General features: G+C 34.4%; 30 protein-coding genes. 23 read left to right on the forward strand and 7 right to left on the reverse strand.

Annotated elements, in window-relative coordinates:
* Positions 1-35: 35 nt before the first annotated feature.
* The gene (locus DEU39_RS07415) at positions 36-671 is read left to right on the forward strand and encodes an HAD family hydrolase (protein ID WP_183037388.1); all 636 of its coding nucleotides are present in this window, start codon (positions 36-38) and stop codon (positions 669-671) included.
* A gap of 85 nt (positions 672-756) precedes the next feature.
* Here DEU39_RS07415 and DEU39_RS07420 read toward each other — a convergent pair whose 3' ends face one another.
* Positions 757-2,097: a LuxR C-terminal-related transcriptional regulator gene (locus DEU39_RS07420; RefSeq protein WP_183037389.1), complete on the reverse strand. Its 1,341-nt coding sequence runs from the start codon at positions 2,095-2,097 to the stop codon at positions 757-759.
* Positions 2,098-3,149: 1,052 nt separating this feature from the next.
* On the opposite strand from DEU39_RS07420, the gene DEU39_RS07425 reads away from it, so the two are divergent.
* Entirely contained in the window at positions 3,150-3,587 is a 438-nt protein-coding gene (locus tag DEU39_RS07425) for a transposase (protein WP_120231458.1), read from the forward strand.
* A gap of 192 nt (positions 3,588-3,779) precedes the next feature.
* Here the strand turns inward: DEU39_RS07425 and DEU39_RS07430 are convergent, their stop codons facing one another.
* The 3 genes from DEU39_RS07430 to DEU39_RS07440 all read right to left on the reverse strand — a co-directional run bounded on the left by DEU39_RS07430 (position 3,780) and on the right by DEU39_RS07440 (position 6,457).
* Positions 3,780-4,523, reverse strand: coding sequence for a hypothetical protein (locus DEU39_RS07430; protein ID WP_120231459.1), 744 nt, complete (start codon positions 4,521-4,523; stop codon positions 3,780-3,782).
* 151 nt (positions 4,524-4,674) lie between these two features.
* Positions 4,675-5,532 carry a helix-turn-helix transcriptional regulator gene (locus DEU39_RS07435; RefSeq protein WP_228436692.1) on the reverse strand — a complete coding sequence of 286 codons (858 nt, stop codon included), beginning with the start codon at positions 5,530-5,532 and terminating at the stop codon, positions 4,675-4,677.
* 172 nt (positions 5,533-5,704) lie between these two features.
* The gene (locus DEU39_RS07440; protein ID WP_120231460.1) at positions 5,705-6,457 is read right to left on the reverse strand and encodes an XRE family transcriptional regulator; all 753 of its coding nucleotides are present in this window, start codon (positions 6,455-6,457) and stop codon (positions 5,705-5,707) included.
* 120 nt (positions 6,458-6,577) lie between these two features.
* Here DEU39_RS07440 and DEU39_RS07445 point away from each other — a divergent pair, with 120 nt between their 5' ends.
* From DEU39_RS07445 to DEU39_RS07545, 21 genes are all read left to right on the forward strand, one after another.
* On the forward strand, positions 6,578-6,760 hold the full coding sequence (locus DEU39_RS07445; RefSeq protein ID WP_120231461.1) for an XRE family transcriptional regulator: 183 nt from the start codon (positions 6,578-6,580) through the stop codon (positions 6,758-6,760).
* A 212-nt stretch (positions 6,761-6,972) separates the two neighbouring features.
* Positions 6,973-9,102: a DDE-type integrase/transposase/recombinase gene (locus DEU39_RS07450; RefSeq protein ID WP_120231462.1), complete on the forward strand. Its 2,130-nt coding sequence runs from the start codon at positions 6,973-6,975 to the stop codon at positions 9,100-9,102.
* Positions 9,103-9,105: 3 nt separating this feature from the next.
* Entirely contained in the window at positions 9,106-10,029 is a 924-nt protein-coding gene (locus DEU39_RS07455) for an AAA family ATPase (protein ID WP_120231463.1), read from the forward strand.
* Between the two features lie 3 nt (positions 10,030-10,032).
* Complete coding sequence (locus DEU39_RS07460) at positions 10,033-10,404, forward strand: hypothetical protein (RefSeq protein ID WP_147367562.1); 372 nt, start codon at positions 10,033-10,035, stop codon at positions 10,402-10,404.
* Entirely contained in the window at positions 10,379-10,660 is a 282-nt protein-coding gene (locus tag DEU39_RS07465) for a hypothetical protein (RefSeq protein ID WP_147367563.1), read from the forward strand. The genes DEU39_RS07460 and DEU39_RS07465 overlap by 26 nt, the downstream gene beginning before the upstream one ends.
* Complete coding sequence (locus tag DEU39_RS07470; protein ID WP_120231466.1) at positions 10,657-10,863, forward strand: hypothetical protein; 207 nt, start codon at positions 10,657-10,659, stop codon at positions 10,861-10,863. The genes DEU39_RS07465 and DEU39_RS07470 overlap by 4 nt, the downstream gene beginning before the upstream one ends.
* Positions 10,864-10,865: 2 nt before the next feature.
* Positions 10,866-11,582: a DUF3164 family protein gene (locus DEU39_RS07475; RefSeq protein ID WP_120231467.1), complete on the forward strand. Its 717-nt coding sequence runs from the start codon at positions 10,866-10,868 to the stop codon at positions 11,580-11,582.
* A 185-nt stretch (positions 11,583-11,767) separates the two neighbouring features.
* A complete protein-coding gene (locus DEU39_RS07480) occupies positions 11,768-12,037 on the forward strand; it encodes a hypothetical protein (RefSeq protein WP_120231468.1) in 270 nt (89 codons plus the stop codon).
* 66 nt (positions 12,038-12,103) lie between these two features.
* Entirely contained in the window at positions 12,104-12,427 is a 324-nt protein-coding gene (locus DEU39_RS07485; protein WP_120231469.1) for a hypothetical protein, read from the forward strand.
* 17 nt (positions 12,428-12,444) lie between these two features.
* Positions 12,445-13,032, forward strand: coding sequence for a hypothetical protein (locus DEU39_RS07490; RefSeq protein WP_120231470.1), 588 nt, complete (start codon positions 12,445-12,447; stop codon positions 13,030-13,032).
* 67 nt (positions 13,033-13,099) lie between these two features.
* Positions 13,100-13,351, forward strand: coding sequence for a hypothetical protein (locus tag DEU39_RS07495; protein WP_120231471.1), 252 nt, complete (start codon positions 13,100-13,102; stop codon positions 13,349-13,351).
* A 10-nt stretch (positions 13,352-13,361) separates the two neighbouring features.
* Positions 13,362-13,565, forward strand: a complete 204-nt coding sequence (locus tag DEU39_RS07500) for a hypothetical protein (RefSeq protein WP_120231472.1) — start codon at positions 13,362-13,364, stop codon at positions 13,563-13,565.
* A 23-nt stretch (positions 13,566-13,588) separates the two neighbouring features.
* On the forward strand, positions 13,589-13,933 hold the full coding sequence (locus DEU39_RS07505) for a hypothetical protein (protein WP_120231473.1): 345 nt from the start codon (positions 13,589-13,591) through the stop codon (positions 13,931-13,933).
* Positions 13,934-13,991: 58 nt separating this feature from the next.
* Entirely contained in the window at positions 13,992-14,201 is a 210-nt protein-coding gene (locus DEU39_RS07510) for a hypothetical protein (protein WP_120231474.1), read from the forward strand.
* The gene (locus DEU39_RS07515; RefSeq protein WP_120231475.1) at positions 14,198-14,464 is read left to right on the forward strand and encodes a DUF1145 domain-containing protein; all 267 of its coding nucleotides are present in this window, start codon (positions 14,198-14,200) and stop codon (positions 14,462-14,464) included. Before DEU39_RS07510 ends, DEU39_RS07515 begins: the two co-directional genes overlap by 4 nt.
* Positions 14,465-14,505: 41 nt before the next feature.
* Entirely contained in the window at positions 14,506-14,973 is a 468-nt protein-coding gene (locus DEU39_RS07520) for a hypothetical protein (protein WP_120231476.1), read from the forward strand.
* 66 nt (positions 14,974-15,039) lie between these two features.
* Entirely contained in the window at positions 15,040-15,279 is a 240-nt protein-coding gene (locus DEU39_RS07525; protein ID WP_120231477.1) for a hypothetical protein, read from the forward strand.
* Between the two features lie 4 nt (positions 15,280-15,283).
* Positions 15,284-15,757, forward strand: coding sequence for a M15 family metallopeptidase (locus DEU39_RS07530; RefSeq protein WP_120231478.1), 474 nt, complete (start codon positions 15,284-15,286; stop codon positions 15,755-15,757).
* A gap of 4 nt (positions 15,758-15,761) precedes the next feature.
* Positions 15,762-16,127 (forward strand): hypothetical protein, encoded by a 366-nt coding sequence (locus DEU39_RS07535; protein ID WP_147367564.1) that lies wholly within the window; start codon positions 15,762-15,764, stop codon positions 16,125-16,127.
* Entirely contained in the window at positions 16,105-16,434 is a 330-nt protein-coding gene (locus DEU39_RS07540; protein WP_120231480.1) for a hypothetical protein, read from the forward strand. Before DEU39_RS07535 ends, DEU39_RS07540 begins: the two co-directional genes overlap by 23 nt.
* A gap of 11 nt (positions 16,435-16,445) precedes the next feature.
* A complete protein-coding gene (locus tag DEU39_RS07545; RefSeq protein WP_120231481.1) occupies positions 16,446-16,757 on the forward strand; it encodes a hypothetical protein in 312 nt (103 codons plus the stop codon).
* Here DEU39_RS07545 and DEU39_RS07550 read toward each other — a convergent pair.
* The 3 genes from DEU39_RS07550 to DEU39_RS07560 are packed head-to-tail and all read right to left on the reverse strand — an operon-like array spanning position 16,754 to position 19,827.
* Positions 16,754-17,266, reverse strand: a complete 513-nt coding sequence (locus tag DEU39_RS07550; protein ID WP_120231482.1) for a hypothetical protein — start codon at positions 17,264-17,266, stop codon at positions 16,754-16,756. The two genes, DEU39_RS07545 and DEU39_RS07550, sit on opposite strands and share 4 nt — an antisense overlap.
* Positions 17,266-17,820 carry a phage virion morphogenesis protein gene (locus DEU39_RS07555; RefSeq protein ID WP_120231483.1) on the reverse strand — a complete coding sequence of 185 codons (555 nt, stop codon included), beginning with the start codon at positions 17,818-17,820 and terminating at the stop codon, positions 17,266-17,268. The genes DEU39_RS07550 and DEU39_RS07555 overlap by 1 nt, the downstream gene beginning before the upstream one ends.
* 6 nt (positions 17,821-17,826) lie before the next feature.
* Positions 17,827-19,827 carry a phage tail tape measure protein gene (locus DEU39_RS07560; RefSeq protein ID WP_120231484.1) on the reverse strand — a complete coding sequence of 667 codons (2,001 nt, stop codon included), beginning with the start codon at positions 19,825-19,827 and terminating at the stop codon, positions 17,827-17,829.
* Between the last annotated feature and the right edge of the window lies 1 nt (position 19,828).

Genomic DNA, 19,828 nt, shown 5'->3' on the forward strand with positions numbered 1-19,828 from the left:
TACCCTACTTAAATTTAAACCACAAATTAGTCATTTTGAAAACAAAGAATCTAATCTTCGATCTGGATGGAACATTATGGGATTCCAGAGCTACCATCATCAAAATATGGAATAAGATATTGATCAAACATGAGTTAATCCAAAGAGAACTGAAACCCGAAGACATGGATCAGTATATGGGACTGTTAGCCCATGATATTGTAAAAGATATTATTCCCGGCATTTCGGATCTGCAAGCTAAAGAAATTCTTTCTGAAATTGTAGCCGAAGAAAATAAAACACTTCACTTAGAAGGTGGGACTTTATACGATGGCGTAGAAGAAACTTTAAAGAATCTGGCCAATACTTATGCACTTTTCATAGTGAGCAACTGTCAGGATGGATATATTGAATCATTTTTAGATTATTATCAATTCAATGATCTGTTTGTTGATTTTGAGTCTCACGGACGAACCCAAAAAAATAAATCTGAAAACATACAGTTTCTTATGGAAAGAAATCAGTTATCTACCAAAGATTCCGTTTACATTGGCGATACTCAAACCGATTATGATTCAGCAACATCCAATGGACTATCATTTATTTTCTGCCAATATGGGTTTGGAAAACTGGCTGATCCATTATATGAACCGGCAATTCTTACCTTTTCACAACTGAAAGTTCATATTTAAATTATAACACAAAGGCTTCTTTTCATGGAAGCCTTTTTATTTTCAGATAAGCTGCTGTAAGATACCGTATGTGCAGTTAAAAGCATCATTTTGAATTTAAATTTTGTAAGAAAAAATATATATCCACGTCGGATGGAATATGTAATTTTTTTCGTAACCTGTTTTTCTTTGTTTGTACGGATCTGTGCTGCATAAATCCATATTGAGCAATTTCTTTAGAAGAAAAGCCCAGTTGTATCATAGCACAAAATGAAAGTTCGTTGGTTGATAGTTTCGGGTTAATTTCTAAAAGTCTTCCAACTAGCTCAGGATAAGCATTTTGATATTCATTAAAAAATAAAGGATCATTTTTTCTGGCTAAAGACACAAGCCTTTCATCATCAACAGACATTTTTTTCATTAAAAGTTCTGTCTCTAATTCTTTCTCCTCTATGATTTTACGTTTTTTAGTAATCCTTTTATTATAGACATAATATACAATAATAATAATGAAAAATAATGAAAAAATGATTACGTTATACAGTATGGTTGAGTTCTGTTGGTCTACATCATCTTTCTCCTTTTCCCGAGTTATTTTATCAACAGAATTATTTATGGATTCATCCCTCACCCTTCCCAGACTATCGTTTAATTTAGCATATCTCTCCAGATAATCTTTTTCCTTGGAGGCATTGTTCAATTTTTTATAGGTCTTGGCAATAGTTTGATATAACATAGGAATCTGATAAACTCTTCGGGTTTTTTTGAGTATTTCCACTGATTTAATGTAATAGTCTAAAGCCAAAGTATAATCCTGTCTTTCAAATAAAAAATTGCCATAATAGAAATAAGTAAGAGCTCTTTGAGGATCCCAGTACTCTCTTTGTTTTAAAAGAGAAAACGCTCTGTTAAAATACATTTGTGCTGAATCTTCATTTTTAGCAAAAAGCATATAGTGATTAGCAATCGTGGAATTGATAACCGGTGTAGGCTTTATCTCTAAAGCTTTCTGTAAATAGATTAAAGAAGAATCAATTGAATTACTTTCTCTTAAAAAGTCAGCCCTGTTAGCATAAACCAGAGATAAAATTTCTCGATCATGTTGATCTTTTATTTGCTTACCATAATAAATGGATTTCGAATTATACTTAACTGCTTTTTTATAAAGTCCTATTACATAATTAGCCTGACCATACTCCTGATATAATTTCGTATGCAAATAATAATCATCAATCCCTTCAAGGTTTTCTTCAGCAACCTGTAGATATTTGAATGCTTTTTCATACATTCCAACAGTAGCATAAATATTACCCAAATTAATATATGAAAGTATCTCCCCTTTTTTGTAATCTTGTTTTTTACTGATATTGCAAAATTTATTATTAAGGTCAATCAATTCCTTTTTTCTACCGCTTATTCTTAAATCCTCATTAACTTTTATCAGCATACTGTCTATATACTTATGTGTATATGCCTGAGAATAAAGCAACGTAGAAAATGAAAGGTATATCAGAATGCTTACCAATATTTTCAAAAATTGATTAAGCTTTAGTGTTTGCATAGTAAATTAATAATAAGTTTCAAAGGGACAAAAAAATAATATCAATCCTTAACATAAATAAATTAACAGAATATGATAATAAATTTCCCATCCAAATTATACAATTACAATTTCGTTGCCACAAAATTAAATAAAATAAAAATATTAACAAAAACAATCATAAATTATTCCCAAATTTAGTTAAAATACAAATATATTCTCTAAAATAAACACTATATAATAATTAATATAAAAATCATTAATGAAATAATATTTAAATATATAAAATTCACTATAGCTTGATTTACACAATACAAACTATTTGATATTGGAAACAATCTGATAAATTTCTCTCTTGTATAAAACTCTATGATCATTCTCAGGAAAGATCTTTCATCATCTAGAATCCCTCTATTATCAAGTCAAAAATTAATTGATGTACCTTTGATGTATCTAAAATTTTGTTTACTTAAAATATCAGACATAAATTTAAACCAGGAAAATTTTTTAACACTATTTGACACATAAACACAAATACATATTGTTAGATTAACAACCTGGCTAAAGTGTTTGATTCCCACAAAAAAACAAACTCTTTTAATATTTTAATAACACAATCAGTTTTCATTTTTGATTTTATAGAGATCTATAATACTGATCAAAGTTGCTACTCCCGTTTTTCGGGAGTTTTTTTTTATCCATAAACATTTGATAAAAAATGATGTACTTATGTTGTATGACTATTTGATAAAAGAAAAATAATCCATGCTAAATTTGAACAAAACAAAAATGATGAAAAATTTTACTCTTATTTATCTTCTCAAGTAGGAATTAAGATTGTCTATCTATAATTATGATGATATTCATTATAATTCAGACTCTTTTTAACATCGACACAATAAATTCCCTAAGGTTTACAATTTTGCGAAAATAATTTTAATCATATAATACCGTTTATTTTGAACTTTAAACAAATACATATTGGCAGCATTATTAAAGCTAAGTTTCTGGAAGAAGCATTGGACATGCAGAGAGCATGTAATTTTATGAAATGTACTGAATCTGAAATTGAAAAAATGTTCCTTGAAGAAGATCTGACAACTGATAAATTATTGAGATGGAGCAAACTGTTAGAGTATGATTTTTTCCGGGCCTACTCACAACATCTTATTCTATTTTCTCCACCTAAAAAGGAATTTTCTTCTAATGCTTCTCATAAAAAAATATCGTCTTTACCTGAATTCAGGAAAAATATCTACACTAAGGAAATCATAGAATTTATCCTGGAACAAATTGAAACAGGAAAGAAAACAAAACTGGAAATAATAAATGATTATAAAATTCCCAAAACGACACTCTATAAATGGATTGCAAAGTATGCAGATAAAAACAAGTAAGAACTCAATTTTTGTATAATTATACTTTAATATCAATTTATCATAGATAAATTAAATCTATCATTTATACTCATGCGATAAATTGTTAAAAAAGCAATGAATGAAAAAAAAGAATAAGATATATAAAAAACAGACTAAATTTTTTAGTCTGTTTTTTTTATTATATAGTAATAGTAATTTAAATAAAAGACTCTACTTCAATCTTCGTAAAGACATTTGGGTAACAGGACCAGACCCTGTAGTCCCAGAGCTTAAATACTTAATCGTTACATTATCTGTATTATAGAGTCTGAATGAATAAGTATGAGCAGCCAACATAGGAATAGAAGTAAGAAGCGTATACGTTTGTAAACTCCCAGTTGTTATTGCATATAAATCATTAACACGGGCAACCCAGTTACCGGTTGTATCATCCCAGATACCTAGTACAGGAGATGATCCGTTAACTGTTGATAACTGCGCATTCATTGTCACCTGATAAACACCGTCAGCGGACACTCTAAATGAATTACCTGCGGCTGAACCCGTATACTGGTTTTCATTATCCACAATCTCATTATTTAAACTTCCTATAGCAACCGGAATACCCCCATTGGAACCACCTATAACTGTAAAATCATTAGTCATTTGTACAATAATTTCCTGAGCCACCAGAAATTGTCCATTTACTACAATAACCGTCCCTGTAGAAGTGGGAACCCCTGCGAAATTTTGCCATGTGGGAGCAGCTCCTGGTCCGTTAGACTTAAGAACCTGTCCGGCAACTCCTGCCGAACCGGCAGTAGAAGCAGTCCCTCCCACATTCAGTTCATTTACAACCTGCAAAGATCCGTTAACATGCAGAGTCTTCATAGGAGTAGAGGTATTAATTCCAACCTGGGAATAATAACATAAGGAACAAAAAATACTTGTAATAAGTATAACCTTCTTTTTCATAATTAGTATTGTATTTTAAACTTTTACAAAAATATAACACAATACTGCTTTTGCGGCAAAGCCCACCTACATCACAAATACATCATTTAGAAACAACAGCTATAAAGCTAAAAAACAGTGTTTACATATTTTATTTTAAAGAAATAACACATCATGTTGATATACTATTTTCAGCGTGACCATCAGAAAGATTTTTAAAGAAAAGGTACAGATCAACATCTGAAGAAATATTTAATTTTTTTCTAAGCCTGTTCTTTTTATTCTGAACAGATCGATGTTCCACAAAAGTATATTGTGCAATTTCTTTTGATGAAAATCCTAACCATATCATTGCACAAAACGTTAAATCAGATTTCGACAAATTAGAATTTATTGCAAACAACTTTTTAACAAAGTCCGGATATGCTTCCTGAAATTTATTGAGAAAATTAGGATCATTTTTTTTAGCCAGATCAATAATACAATCGTAAGAGTGAGTGAGTTTTTCTTTTAAAACATGAGCCTCAAATTCCTTCTGTTTTATAATGCTTTTATTCTTCTGATAACGGATATAAACAAAAAGCAAAATAACAATAAGACAAAACACCACAATATTATAAAATAAAAACAAATTCTTTTTTGAAGTATTTTCAGATTCTTTTTCTCTTATAATTTCATCAATTGAAGTGTTAACACTTTCGTTGCAGACTCTGCTCAAACTATCTTTTAGTTTGGTATACTTTTCAAGATATTCCTTTTCTTTCTCCTCATCATTTAATTCACTATAAGTACTTGAAATTGTCTTATAAAGCATAGGAATATTATATACTCTCTTGGTTTTCTCTAGAATGGCAACAGATTTTTCATAATACAACAATGCTTTTTCAGGCTCTTTATTCTTATTTAAAAAATTTCCATAATAGTAATAGGCCTGTCCTCTTTGAATATTCCAGTAATTCATTTTCTGCAATAGCTTCAATGCATTATTTAAATAATATGAAGAAGAATCTATATTTTTTTTATAAACCATATAATGATCTGCTATCAATGCTTAGACGGTAAAACCAAAAGTAAAGGGCTTAACGCCTAAAACAGGTTAATTTGTAGCATTTATATGTTAATTATATGTTCATTTTGGAAATGGCGAAATGCTAATCATGTTAATTTGTGAGGTGTTTATCATATTAATATTTTAATCAAAACTACACTGGACGCCCACAAAATGTAACTTTGTGGATATATCGTATAGTAAACTTGTCAATGTTGAATTCTTTGTAATTTGGGGATATGCATACTAGCAGGGTGCTTTCTGTAGGATGGGCCATTAGTCTCTTTAGCATTCTTTGATCATAAGTTACAATCAAGTATATACAGTCAGGATCTAAGTTTTCCCATTTATCAATAAAATTAATTCCTATTATATCCCCAGCTCTAATAAAAGGCTCAAAGGATGCTCCAGTAATAGGAAAAAAAGCGTCACAATTTACCCCCGGCATACTTATATAGCCCGTGGGGTTTTCCTGCATATCTATAAGCTCATGTACTCGCCCGGCACTTACAGGCAAGTCATAAAAAGGTGCTCCATGATCTGTAACGTTAATACCTTCTGCAAATTTCAACTTTCTCATTACTTTACCATATTCAGTATTTGCATTAGATATTGAAATGGCATCCGCTTCTAATGATAACTTATTTTTTACTTTTGGTTTGTTATCAAAAAAGTTATCATTTAGGTTATCATTTTTATTGATAACCAAAGTTTCATTTTTGGTTTCACCGATCAGATAACCCACAGAAACATCTAAAGCGGTTGCGATTTTCTGCAACTTGCTAAGTTGAATATCGCTTTTCCCGTTCTCATAATCCACATAAGAACGTTTCGGAATACCCGTTTTCAGAACCATTTCATCCTGAGTTATGTTTCTATCTTCTCTTATTTCCTTGATTCTCAACATGTTAATAATTATAATGCGGAAAATTGCAATTTATTTGCAAAATTTTGCCATATAATATGCAATATTTCGCAACAATGTTTTATATTTGTACTTATTAAACGGTACAAATCTACTTAAAAAATGGAAACGTTAGCCAAAAAATTAAAATTAAAAAGCGAAACAGTATATCAAAGTATTGCGAAAAAACACAATACTGATGCTGAATATGTGGGAAAAATCGCAAGAGGTGAACGTAGACCCGTGAGAGGAAAAGGGCTTAAAATCCTTAATGAACTTAAAGCATTAACTAAACAAAATAAATAATATGAAAAATATTCTGCAATCAATTTACAGCTATAAAAATATTGTGGTAACTGATCCAGATACCAAATGTTCAGAGTTAGCCTGTTATCAGATGTTGTTTGGAATTCCATTCAAAATAACATACCAAAGACTTAATTCAAATAAATAAATCCCAAACGGTTTTTTGGAGCGGTTCGATTCCACTCCTGGGAACAAAATAACTTTCATAAAATATGAACCTTCAAACTACAGACATACTAACAAGACAATCCGGCGGAAGTGAGAGCATATGGCTTTCAGAACGTCTGATTACTGATGTTTGTAATTTAGATGAAACCTATCTAAAGGTTGCAAGGGTTCGATATAAAAAAACGGTACGTGCCTGTGATCTTGCAAAAGCAAAGGATTTCATGCCGGACTCAGGAAAGTCATGGCGTTGGGGTAAGCAATCGGGCCAGTTCTACTACTGCCTGAATAATATCCCAAACAAAGCCCCAAAACATTATAGAAATATGTTTGGTGATGCTGAGGCGTTACTTGATGCTTATAAGACAGCCTGTCAATCAAAAGAGGATACAAGTCTTGAAGAGCGTTTTAAAAAACATTTAAAAATTGCATCACAGCAATACTCTGAATTCTATAATGATGTGAGCATAGTTCAAAGAGCTGCTCTTTCAAAGGCGTGCGCTGTTTTAGATTTTATCCTGGATGAAAAAGATGAGTATCCAGGAACTGCCAATAAATTATATAAAGATTTAAGCCCGATTCTGTCGGAACTGGATCTCCAATATATTCCACATAACTATTTAAAGTTAAAGGAAAAAATAACCATCCTTGAAACAACGGATCAGGCGATTGTTGATATCATTCGTTTACCTCGTGCAGGTAATAATAATGCTGAACTTTACAATGATCCTGAAGTATTCAGCTGGGTTATGCAGATGTATGCAGATGATAGCACGTTCTCACAGGAACATATCATCAGAAAAGTTACTCAAATGTGTGAATTAACGCTTAAAAAAGCACCTTCACGCCGATGGTACGGGCAAACAATATTTGAACAGTCAAAAACTCAGTTTTTAACAGGTCTAAAACGGTTCGGAGCAGGTAGCAGAAAATCATACATGCACCGTTCTTATATCCCTACTCAAAACGCACTTTATGCGGGTGACTGCTGGGAAATGGATGCAACAAGAGTCAATATGATCTCTCATGAAGGTGAGATCACTGTGATTGACAAAAATGGAAAACCGAAAACTAAAAAAGTTGAAAAGTACATTATTGTTGTTGCTGTTCGTGATGTTCATTCCGGTGATATCCTTGGATATTCTTTTGATTATGAAGAAAATCATTTTGTATATACTGAGGCAATGAAAATGGCTGTACAAAATGCGGGTTATTTGCCTTATGAATGGATTACTGACCGCTTTCCGGGGCACAACACTCCACAGATGACAGACCTATTTGAAAGACTGAAGGGACAAGGAGTTAAAATATCATTCACATCTAAAGCGAATGATAAGGCAAAAATGGAAAGATGGTTCAGAACTCTACAATCTGTCTTCTTTATGGATTCTAAATATTTCTATGGTGAAGGAATCCAGTCAAGAGCTAAATATGCTCATAGATCTGCTGAATATCTTAAAAGAATTAAAAAAGAGGCTAAAAATCAAGGCTGGAATTTGGAAAAAAGCATTGAAGAATCTTCAGTACATATCGAAAAATACAGGACTACGCCTTATTCACAATATTCACGAAAACACTCAAAAGTACATCAGTCACCTTCTGAACTGCATGATAATAGTGAAAAACCACATGTTACATTCCTTTCAGGGGCTACTGTATCAAAATTATTTGATGCTCGTAAAAAATTAACATTGACTAATAACGGTCAGATTACCACTGAGATTGTAGGCGTAGAATTTACCTACATGATCAGTCCTGCATACTATGATGTCATCAAAAATTATCATGGTAAAGAGATCGTAATGACTTATGATATCAATGACCTTTCAATTGTTTTCCTATGGAATAAAGTTAATGACCTATTAGTATCACTGTGTGAAGCTGAATTGTTTGAAAAACCAATTACAAAAGGACCTAACAAAGACCTTTCAGCAGTTGGAAAAGCAAAAGCAAGGGCAAAAGCCATTGCAGAACTAAGAGATCAGGATCTAGCTAATATGATCGGTGAAGATTCTCAATTGATGGGTCAGTACTCTGAAAAGAAAATTTCAAATGCGTTCGAGGATAACTACCTAAATGACGGTTACAGCATTCCTCTTAAAAAAGCTTCAGGAGATGACTACTCTCCTGAAGATATCGAGGACGCAATTTTAAAAAATACGTCTCAAACTTATTAAGATATGACAAACTTACAAAAATCTGCAATAGTTATTGCAATTAATACAGAAAAAGAACGGCTTGGTAGCTACGGTCAAGTAGCTACAAAAGCCGATGTTTCAACAGCTACAATTTCCCAAATGGTAAATGGTAAATGGGAACTGATAAAAGATGAATTATGGCTAAAGGTTGGTAAAGCTTGTGGCTGGGATGATTCGGAATGGCAGATCGCTGAAACAATCAACTATAGAAAAGTTTCTACCATCTGCAACGATGCAAAAGCATACTCTTTATTTATGATCATCAGTGATAAAGCCGGTATTGGAAAAAGTGCACCATTGAAATCATATTCTCAAAGCAATGCAGAATCCGGGGTATTCTATATCCGTTGTCGTGAATGGGCAAAACGAGAATTTTTAACCGAATTGGCCGCAATGCTAGGGATAGACACAGGAAAATCTTACATCCACATAGATAAATTAGGAATGAAAGTATGTGAATTTTTCCGCAAGAGAAACTCTGTTAAACCTCTTTTAATTGTTGATGAAGCTGACAAATTGAAAGATTCAGCCTTAAGATGGTTCATCCACCTTTATAATGAGAACGAGGACGAAATGGGACTTATCATTGCCGGAACTCCACACCTGGAAGAAAAAATCAAAAGAGGTGTAAGGCTTAAAAAATTAGGATTTGATGAACTGGATAGCCGTTTTGGCCGTGCTTACATCAATTTGATTGGAGCAACTTTGAATTGTGTAAAAAAAATCTGTGCTGCTAATGGAGTTAATGATCCTGCCACACAAAAAATGATTTTCGATGATTTAAAACCAATTTTTAAAGAAATCCCAATTGATAGACAACAGGTTCAGAACGTCAAAGTAGTTGAAGATCTGAGAAGATTAAAACGAATGGTAATTAGAGAAAAAATCAAACTTCAAAATATTTAAAAAATGATTACAAATACACTTTTACAATCAGGAGTTTGCTTTGCAATCATACAAAGCAACTCTTTTCTAACCAAAGCGAAAATAATGCAAAATCAAGAGTTTGAAATCATTGCATTAGAGAAAGACAGCCAAGATCTTGTAAAAAGGTTTACCAGAAATGAAGGGTTTCACATCCCTGATAACCAAAAGAACCCGAAAGGAATTGTTTCACGTGTTCTGGACCGTGAGGAAATTGGTGAGTTTTTGAGACTGAAAGAAGAATACTTTACAAAAGTTATAGACGATGAAAACGGCCGTGTGTGGGAAATTACAGGGAACTCTTTCAAAGAATACAGAAAATCAAAAAGACGTGGAGCTCTTAGAAATGTTTCCTGACCTCCCAAGGATTCAGGAACCGGCCAAAGTAAGGAAAAAGAGGCGCAAATGCACTCTCTTTTCAAAGAAAGAAAATAACAGACGGTACAGGCTTCATAGAAAAGTCAGAAAGTTAGCACTGAAGGACGTAAAACTCCATGTAAGAAAAAGAGTGATTGAACTGCCTGTAATGTTTGAACTGGATGATTATCCAGCTTTGAAAGAATTGATTTACGATTTCAAATATCAGGCTCCAACAGAATATTTACCACAATGAATGAAGTGAAATTACTTGATGAAATATTCAAGACATTAACAAGTATAGGACCGCAACCAACTTTATCAGAAACAAACAAGGCGTATTCGGAGGCCTTAAGCCTTTTAAAAAAGGAATTGAATGATAAGTATAACAGAGGAAAAGAAGACGGAATTAAAGAGACTAAAGAAAATTTCATAAAAAAACAACAAAATCAAAATTAAAAATGGATACAATAAACATTAACACACTTACACCTGAGCAAAGAAAAGAGCTATTACAGAGTGTTTCACCAGAAGAATTAAAAGCAGCGGCCAAAGTAGCAGAAGCCAGCAAAAGCGAAGCAAGAGCAGCCTACAAAGAAACAGTAAAAGATTCTGTTCCGGAATTTATTCAAACTCTATTAAGCATTTCTAATACGCTATCAAAAGCAAAATTTGACCTATTCCAGGGCTTAAACATTCTGTTAGAAATGAAATCTGAAGTTTATGACATCAAACAGGGGCAGCAGGGGCACTCCTTTAGTGATGATCAGGGGAACGGCATTACTTATGGTTTCCGTGTAGTTGATGGGTGGGACGACACTGTTAATGCCGGAATTGACAAGATCAAAGAAGTTATTGACAGCATGGCAAAAGACGATAACAGTGCAAAGCTTGTCACAACCATCAACAAGCTTCTGAAAAAGGATGCAAAAGGGAATTTAAAATCTTCGAGAGTATTGGAATTACGCCAATTAGCTGAGGAATTCAATGATGATAAGTTCAAGGATGCTGTAGAAATCATTCAGGATGCTTACAAGCCTGTAAGATCAGCATTTTTTATCGAAGCATATACAACCAATGCAATGGGTAAAAAGGTCTTTATTCCCTTATCTATTACAGCAGTTGATTTCCCTGAAGGCACGAACATAGAAGAAATATTCCCAATCGAAAACGCATAGCAATGACAGATAGTGAAATTTTAATAGCCTATGTGGGTTCAGGCTGCTTCATGGTTGGTTTCTTATTAGGAATGTTGGTTTATGCAGTAATAGAAGCCTTAGGAAACAGAAAACATTAATCCCAAACGGTTTTTTGGAGCGGTTCGATTCCGCTCCTGGGAACAAACTTTTAAATATTAAAAATTATGCCTTTTGAATTAGATCACGTAGAGTTAGAAAACAAAGGATTTATTCTAAACAATGAAGGAAACATCATTGTGAACTACAAAAAGAAAATTAACGATCAGAATGATCTTGTATTTGAACTTTCTCCAGAACCTGGAGTATATGTATGGTGCAAGGATGAAGATTTTCAGGATGAAAATATGGATGGTGTGAGGGTTTATATTCATCCGGATAGTATTGATGAAGCGGTTTTTATCGCTGAAAAAATAGTTTGTGTAGACTATATGTAAATCCCAAACGGTTTTATGGAGTGGTTCGATTCCACTCCTGAGAACAAATGAAAATTGTTAAACAATATGAAAAAGTTCAAGAGAAAATTAAACATTGAAAATGCAGAGCTCTTTAAGCTTGAGTATTATGATGGAGGCTCTGAATTAAAATCTAAAGAATTTAATACATACAAAGCAATGGAGCAGTTTCACAGCAGACAAAACGATTTTATGTATTTAGACTGCAATAGATATGCATACATAAATGATGAATGGAATCTGTTTATAAAGCTTCAATCGCCTATTGTGTTTCAATCAGATTTAGATTTTATCAATAAAACTTTTAATGAACCTATTGAAGCTAAAAATCTTCAAAATGGAAAAATTGAAGAATTAAATCATCAAAAATAACTTAAAGTGTTTCTATTATGGATATTCAAATTGATGGCAAATCTTTCGACTATAATAACTTAATCAAAATTGCTAAAACAATTGATCCAGTAAATTATCTGGATATAGTTCATGATCACCTACTTACTTCAAAACCTATGAAGGGGATAAAGTTTGACTATAAATCAACTGCTGAAAATGACTTTACACTAGATGTAGGCACCTCTAATACATGTCAGAAATGTAACCAAATAAAGCCATCTGGAATGTTTAGAGTAATATCCAATAATGGAAGTAAATTTTTGACTAACACCTGTGATGATTGTAGGCTGTCTTACTTCCGTGATAGGTATAATAATAACCCAGATTTCAGAGAAAAAGTAAAAGAGAGTAACAAAAAATCTTACAGGAAACATGCTGAAACAAGAAAGGAGTATCAAAAGCAGTATCGCTCAGAAAATGAAGAAAGGGTAAAAGCTAAAGTACGGGAATGCTTAAAAAAGTACTACCAAAAGAATAAAGCCAAACTCTATGAATATCAAAAAGAATATCGTCTGAAAAACAAAGAAAAGATAAGTCTATACCAAAAAAAATATAGAGAAAAGAAAGCATTATTGCTTAACTGATATCCCAAACGGTTTTTTTGGAGCGGTTCGATTCCGCTCCTGGGAACAATAACTTAAAATTTACATTATGTCAAAGACACAATTTTTAGAAATGATCCTGAAGCTTGCAGGATTTGAAAACATTAAAGTCGAGTTAGATCGAATTGATACCGGTGTTGAATATCAAGGATCTGGAGAAAGAAAAGTTGGAGAAGAAACAGAGGTCATAGAGTTCCAGGCAATGGGATTTGAGTGTGCTGTGGGAAATCTTTTAGGAATCTTATATGACACTGTTGATATTGATTTTGAAGCTAATGCAGCTATACTTTTTGAACATTAAAATTAGCATTATGCCACTACACTCAAGAGACGTATTAAAACTGCTTAAAAAGGGATTTACGATTATCAGGGCTGATGATCTGAATCTTAAAATAAAGCATAAAACAGCTAAAAACTACGAATGGCAGACTTTGGAGAAAGATTTTAAATCTAAAGCTGCACTACGCAGGAGAATGGATGAATTGCTAAGTATTAGTTCAATCATAGAAGATTAACAAACATTTTAAATATAAATATCATGGGAGTAGACTACTCAGCAAATTACGGGATAGGTTTTAAACTTAGACACCCGCAAAGCAATGAAAAGTTTGAAAAGGAATATGACAGTAATTTCATTTCCTTTTTTCAGGGGGAAATTGTACCCCTTATTAATGAAAAAAAAGATTTCCAATACTTCGAGGTTGGAGAAGGGAGCTATGATGGAACGGAAAATGAAGTTTATGTCACAATTAAAGGGGGGTTAGCTCCCATTTGGGACAATGCTTTAAGAAGATGTGCAGATCTGAAAACATTTTTATGGAGTCTTGACCTCATTAGCCTTGAAGATCAGGCCGATATTGTCGGAGGGTTGGAGGTTTATTAGTCCCAAACGGTTTTTTGGAGTGGTTCGATTCCGCTCCTGGGAACAAAATTTATAAACAATGAAAAAGTATTTTAAACAATATGACCATGTATTTCTGTGTTTTGAAGGCAAAAATTGTGTTACAACAGTTAAAACATATCCTTTCTGTACTGAAATATCAGTTTGGAAAGGGACTGATCTAAAAGATGATAACATGGAAGAGATTACAGATGCAGAATTTACACGAGCTTATAAAAAGGCATTAAAACTCTTAATTAACAAATTATGATAGAAATCTTAAAAATGTTTGCCCTTGTAGTGCTACAGAATGCAAGCTTTACGCTTGTGAGCAGGGCAAGAAATAGCAATAGTTTGACTTTTCATGCTATTGCCAGCGTAGCAAGTAATGGAATTTGGCTGCTGGTTATTAAAAATGTGGTCCAGAACTTTGATAATACAAAAATGATGCTGGTGTACTTGGTTGGATCTGTTATAGGAAGCTTAGTGATGCATCATATTTCAATGAAATATTTTGAAAAGAAAAAGCCTTAAAACTTCATTTAAATACCATTTAAACACAAAATACAAACCAAATGATCACAAATGCTGTAATGAGAACCCATCTTGAAAAGAAGTTTTCGAAATCCGAACTGGAACCGGCCATCTGGCTGCATACCAACTCAAGAACTGGTAACATAGATGAACTTACACCGGATGAACTGGAAAGTCTTTATTACGCCTTCTTTCCAAAGCACCTGACAGTTTATGAAGAACTAAACAATCAGTATGCTGAGAAGCATTTAAAAAGCCTTAGATCTATTGTTTTAAAAGATGCTCAGTATATCGGATTGTATGATCCGGGTGACTGGACTCCATTCAACCGCTTTATGCTTGAATTAAGCCCTTCAAAAAAAGCTTTGAAAGATTATACTGCTGAAGAATTTGAACCCTTAATTAAACAGTTTAAAAGCCTCAGAACAAAATACAACAAATCGGCTAAAATACCAGGAACAAAAGAATGGCATCACAAAAATAAACTGCCGTTTCCTTCTAAAAATTAAAAAGCCCATAGCCATATAGACCACGAGCTTGCAACTTGAACATTGCAAATATACTCATAATTCTGTATGGCTTATAACAAAACTAACTACTACAAGAAAATTGTAAAAATCCAGGAGATCACGGAGGAATACAGATTCCGCCAGGGTTTGACCTATAAAGAGATTTTCTACAGTTATATAGAGCCACAGTTCCACATATCCCGGCGAACCTTTGGAACCTATCTGGGAATACCGGCAAAACGGGAACTGAGAAAATTACAGGAAAAAGAGTGCAACAACGGAAATCAACTAACCTTTAATTTTTAATACAATGGACAAAGTAACACAAGAAAGAATCTCAAAACTACACCCAAGTGTAAGAGAAGAAGTAACAAAAATCATTAACGAATGTAACGCCAGTTTAACGGGTCGTGCTCAGGTCAGGATTTCCCAGGGTCTGAGAACTTTTGAAGAGCAAAACCAGCTTTATGCTATAGGAAGAACGAAAACCGGTAAAAAAGTAACCAATGCAAAAGCCGGGCAAAGCATCCATAATTACGGCTTTGCAGTTGATATCGTACTGATCATTGACGGAAAATCAGCAAGCTGGGATACAGCCAAGGATTGGGACAATGATGGCGTTGCAGATTGGTTTGAGTGCGTGAAAATTTTTGCCCGTCATGGATGGGACTGGGGTGGAAACTGGAAAACCTTCAAGGATCTTCCACACTTTGAAAAGAAAGGACTCACCTGGAGGGGGCTTTCTTCTAAACTACGAGATAAAAATAACTATGTAATTCTATAAACTTATGAAAATACCGCCTAGATCTGATATGTTAAGACCGGAAATCATCTGTATAGATGATCTCGAGAAAGAAAATACTGGTATAAGTATTTTTGCTGATTTTGGAACAGAAAACGGATCCACTGAAGTAACGTTTAATATTCAGGATTTTGAAGTAAAAGAAAAATCCATCCGGAATTTATGCCAGGAACTTCAAGAAGATATCCAGGATTATAAAAACGAAATTGATGACCTGGCAGCAAAGATTGCAAACCGTGAGAATATCCTTCAAAATAAAACTCAATTGAGAATTATGAAAGTAAAACTGAGGGGAAAAGAGACCGAGTTAACTAATATAAAATTTAAAAATGAATGTGACGATCAATATTGACTATGGTCAGTTATGTGTGATTAACTCCGTAATGTCTGAGCTTGATCAGATCACTTTTTCAGGATTAAAAAGAAACCTTAAAACCATCGTTTCAATTTGCTTTGATCTGAGAGAAAAGCTTCTTAAAAAAGCGATATCCACCAGAAACAGTAAAAAAGCGTTTAAACTCAAGTTAAAATATTATATGGCAGAAGCTTTGCTTAACTATCTGGTAGAATTTGAGATTTATTTTGAAGCTTCACCGGGAAGTTATGCGGGTAATACCCTGATCATGGTTAAAAATCAATTACATCAACAATTACAGTAAACTTTAAGCCTATGAAATCATTAATTTTTGTTTTTCTATCTGCTTTATTAAGCGCACAGATCAGTCCGGCAAGAGGCAAAGGAGAAGTTTTTAAACATCGGCCTGAAATACCATATGAAAATACAAATTATTCCGGATTGGTAGTAGTAGAGCGGTCAATGTATGGATTGAATTTTCAGGACAAACAATTATCTTCAGAAGTGAAAAATCGTATTGACAAATTCTTTAAACGTCATTTAAACGGATATACGGAATTAAAAACGTACCAGATCCGGATCCAAAAGAAACGCGGTAAATGGTACGTTGATAATATTGAAATTTAATCAAAAAATTTAGTCCGTAATCCACTATTAATAGTGATGTCAGTATATTCACCTTTTGAGTTTTCAGAGGTGAATTTATTTTTATAGCTGCATGTATAGACTAAAATAAACTGATCTGTTATGACAGGTTCAGTGTTGAGATCTTCAGTAGCTGGAGTTAATTTTCCGGTGTCATCACTTTCAAATTTTCTCAGGATCTCGTCTGTTTGCTCTTTGTAATCAATAAATTTCAAAGCTTCAGCAGTATTATTCCCTAAACTACTGGTATCTCTGAGCTGTTCAAAACACAATCTGAAGGTAACTGAAACTACAGGGGGTTTCTGCCGGTGATCAATGCTCCAGCTAACAAATATTGCCGGTTGTGGATAAATATCAAAACTTTGCGGTTCGATATCCTGACCGCCATACAGGTCAATAAATTGAGGGGGCAAAATCCCCTTTACTCTGTACTGATCCTTTATTTCTTCTTTTTCAAAGGTTTCTATTAATTTGCTGTAAAATGCTTTCATTAGTTTCCGTTTCTGCTTATTTCATTATCTAGTTCCCGTGATAAGAATCTTTCAATCCTTCTGTTTAAAATTGCTGATTCACCTAAAAACTGGCGTTTTGGCATATTAATATTCATTCGCCTGGTGTGAGCTCTGATATTCATTGTTCCCCCTGATCGGCTTTGCTGATACCTTCCTCTTGAGTCTCTTGTCCTTTGGGGTGACATTCGCCGGGTGTGAGCTCTTACATTGACTGTTTTATTAATCTGACCGCCTTCATTATGTATTTGTGCTTTAGGATCATCAGTTCCGACATATACATAATAGTTCCCCTGTGAGATCTTCCGGATACTTCGTTTTAGTCTTCCGGTTCTTACCAGGATAGAACCCCGTGCCGGCCGTTTTCGTTCTTTCCAGGCTACACGGTTTCTATCTATCCAGTTTTTCTGTACAAACCTTTCTTTTGAAAAATTAACAGCAATTACACCCACCTGGCCAATACACCGGTTAAGAAAAGCCGCTTTGTTAACGCTTCTCAGTCTTTCAAAAAAATCTGTGTTAAATTCTACACTCATGTTGATTTATGTTGTTTCCAGGTTTCTCACTAGTCTCATCATTGCCTCATTGAACCAGTCCTCAAGATCTTGTTTTGTCATACCTTTGAACTCTTCAGGTTTGACATTAATACCACCACTATTTAGAGATCCGATTGTTACAGTAATGTTTCGGACCTGCTTTGTTTCCCCTGCAACTCTGTTAACGCCGTCCTTCAACTTCGTATGTTTGTCTTTTCCTGATGCCAGTGGATTCTTAAAGTCACCGCCTTCCGTTCCATACAGCGGATTTGCATTTGCGGGTTTGTTGGGTTTCAGAAGTTTTTCCGAATGAGCTTTCATTGCATCCAGGTATTCAGGTCTTTTTTTAGCTAATGCTTCCTCAGGTGTATCAGTAAGGTTCATGTCTTCACGGAACTTATGAACAGTTCCCTGCATTTCCTTTGCTGCTCTTCCTAAAGATCCGGGTAAATAGGCCAGCATTCCAAGCAGCTGCTCAATAGGATGTACCAGGACATCTAAAAGAACAATCCCAATACGTTCTAAACCGGCAATAATTCCACCGTCTTTAAAGGCTGTTTTAATACTATCCCAATGGTCATACAATAATTTAAGAGCAGAAATAACCCTACCAATAGGCCCCATAAATAAAAGCAAAGTCGCCCCCCATTCTTCATATTTGGCAATAGCCAGGACAATGATGGCAATAAGAGCCGAAATTCCGAGAATGATCCACGTTACCGGATTCGCCAGCAATGCAGAATTCCACGCCCATGTAGCTACTGTAAGGACTCCAAGAACAGCCGTAAAGCTTAGAAAAACAGGGATCATTACATCAACATTCCTGTACATCCATTGAAATAAAGGAGCTAATTTTTCAAGCCCGGCAGTAATGTACGGTAATGCAGCCTGTCCGAGTTTAATCATAGATGCTTTAATATTGTTCTGTATCAGCTGATATTGTTCCATTGGAGTCAATGAATCGATGTAAGCCTGATTCAATGATCCCTGCGAGTCTGTTGTGGCCATGGTTGCTTTTTTCAGTCCCTCAACATCCTGAGCAAGTGTTTGAAATCCTAACGCTGTAGACTGGTCAAAACCTAAAGAACTTAGCTTTCTGATTTTCTGTTCATCGGTTAAACCGTCCATTTGTTTATTTACTTCAGAAACGATATCAATTAAAGGACGGATCTTTCCGGCAGATGTAAAAATATTGATTCCTAAAGCCCTGAAACCACTGATGTATTTACCGGTTTTAGAATCTATTTTTCCCATTGCCACGTCAGCATTGGAAAGGGTTCTCATAATACCCTCTAACGCTGTAGTGGACTGCTCAGCACTCAATTTTGTAGTTAAGGATGCAAAAGCCCCCGCGGTTGATTCCAGATCATAACCAATACTTCTGGCCAAAGGAATGATTTTAGGAAGATATCGGGCGATATCCTTAAATTCTGCGTTACCTTCCTTTACGGTCTCAAAGAGGACATCATACACCTTGTTGATATCCTGACCTGATGACATCATTGTTGCAATTCCTGCTCCTGCTACAGTCTCTACATCGGTAAAACCTGCTTTTGCTGCCCTCATGGTTGGCTCCAGGGCTTTTAAAGACTGATCCACATCCAAGCCGGCAGATATGATCCGGGTAAATGCTTTGGGAACTTCGTCCAGATCTTTAACGTTCCGGGAGCCAATATCAAGGAGATTATCTGAGAGCCCCCGGAGCTCTTTTTTTGAGAGTCCGGCGGTGACATTAATTTCCGCCATTTTCTGCTCCCAGTCATCCGCCATCTTTGTGGCTTTGCCCAGGAATCCCATGGCGGCCATAAATGCAGCCCCAAAAACCAAGGATGGATTTTTTAGCGAGTCCAGGGCCCCATCAAGCCCCGGAACCATGTCGATCAAGGATTGAAACTTCTGTTTCATTCTGTCAACTCCCTGATCCCATCTGCTCTGTAACCTTTGCAAAGCATTATTAAAAAGCTTTGCTGAAAGGTCTACTAGCATCATTAATTTTGAAGTAGCCATA

This window comes from Chryseobacterium sp. AG363, assembly GCF_003610675.1.
In the GTDB taxonomy this organism is placed as follows: Bacteria; Bacteroidota; Bacteroidia; order Flavobacteriales; family Weeksellaceae; genus Chryseobacterium; species Chryseobacterium cucumeris.